The sequence below is a fragment of the Phocaeicola coprophilus DSM 18228 = JCM 13818 genome (assembly GCF_000157915.1).
In the GTDB taxonomy this organism is placed as follows: Bacteria; Bacteroidota; Bacteroidia; order Bacteroidales; family Bacteroidaceae; genus Phocaeicola; species Phocaeicola coprophilus.
This window is the reverse complement of sequence record NZ_EQ973632.1, coordinates 479,719-480,822: the sequence shown is the minus strand read 5'-3', so window position 1 is coordinate 480,822 and position 1,104 is coordinate 479,719. Positions and strand designations below refer to the sequence as shown.

Annotated in this window: 2 protein-coding genes and 1 tRNA gene; all 3 read right to left on the bottom strand. The window is 40.0% G+C overall.

Going from position 1 to position 1,104, the window contains the following annotated elements; translation table 11 throughout:
* Nucleotides 1-62: 62 nt before the first annotated feature.
* The 3 genes from BACCOPRO_RS03685 to BACCOPRO_RS03675 all read right to left on the bottom strand — a co-directional run bounded on the left by BACCOPRO_RS03685 (nucleotide 63) and on the right by BACCOPRO_RS03675 (nucleotide 1,095).
* Nucleotides 63-668, bottom strand: a complete 606-nt coding sequence (locus tag BACCOPRO_RS03685; RefSeq protein ID WP_008141035.1) for a riboflavin synthase — start codon at nucleotides 666-668, stop codon at nucleotides 63-65.
* A 36-nt stretch (nucleotides 669-704) separates the two neighbouring features.
* On the bottom strand, nucleotides 705-911 hold the full coding sequence (locus BACCOPRO_RS03680; protein ID WP_008141034.1) for a hypothetical protein: 207 nt from the start codon (nucleotides 909-911) through the stop codon (nucleotides 705-707).
* A 111-nt stretch (nucleotides 912-1,022) separates the two neighbouring features.
* A tRNA-Gly gene (locus BACCOPRO_RS03675) sits at nucleotides 1,023-1,095 on the bottom strand.
* Between the last annotated feature and the right edge of the window lie 9 nt (nucleotides 1,096-1,104).

Below are 1,104 nucleotides of genomic sequence, written 5' to 3'. Positions count from 1 at the left end.
TGTGCCTGGATGCATTCTGCCATCCAGGCACATTCAAAAACATTATACCCAATGTGGTCATCTCATTTGACCAGCTGCATCATTCGGCTCAGATATTTGCCAATAATATCAAATTCCAGATTTACAACACTTCCTACCTTAAAGGTATGGAAATTGGTATGCTCATAAGTATAAGGTATAATAGCTACCTGGAAACTATCTTCTGTAGGATTGCATACAGTCAGACTGACCCCGTTAACCGTTACAGAGCCTTTATCAACTGTAAAATATCCGCGTTTAGCCATTTCTGGATTAAAATCATACTTAAATGTAAAATACCAGCTTCCTTCCGCGTCATCAATAGCAACACAACGTGCTGTCTGATCTACATGTCCCTGAACAATATGTCCATCCAACCGACCATTCATCATCATGCTGCGTTCTACATTCACTTTATCTCCCGGCTTCAATAGTCCTATATTGGAACGTTCAATCGTCTCCTTCATGGCAGTCACCGTATAGGTACCATCCTGAATACTGACAACAGTCAGGCATACACCATTATGAGCTACACTCTGATCGATCTTCAACTCGTCCACAAATGAACACTTTAATGTGAGGTGCAAATTTTCCTGATCCTTCACCACCTTCACAACTTCTGCATATTCTTCTACTATACCTGAGAACATAATATCTGATTACTACTTATTATTCGATTTTAAACTTCAATTTTTAGGAATAGGTTTACTCCATACGGCCGTGCCTTCAGAATCAACAACCGAAATTGTACCTCCGGCATACTGTTCTGTATAAAAGTTACCTTTAGCCAGCATATCTTCTGCCATCCGGACTGCCTTTTCTTCAGCTTTTATGGCAAATCCCTTGTGATCGCTGGAAACACCATCCGAAAAATAAATGTCATACGTTTTCATGTCGTTTCGTCTTTTTTCAATTAAACGCGCAAATATATCAATTCCCTTTCATCGAAACAACTATCCGAATAAAAAAAGAGGAACTGTTTTTTTCAGTCCCTCTTCAACCTGAGCGGAAAACGAGACTCGAACTCGCGACCCTAACCTTGGCAAGGTTATGCTCTACCAACTGAGCTATTTCCGCATTCAAAAT

Bases quoted from the DNA above. Each gene is read 5' to 3' on its own strand.
- BACCOPRO_RS03680 (WP_008141034.1), bottom strand. From the start codon at position 911: ATGAAAACGTATGACATTTATTTTTCGGATGGTGTTTCCAGCGATCAC.
- BACCOPRO_RS03685 (WP_008141035.1), bottom strand. From the start codon at position 668: ATGTTCTCAGGTATAGTAGAAGAATATGCAGAAGTTGTGAAGGTGGTG.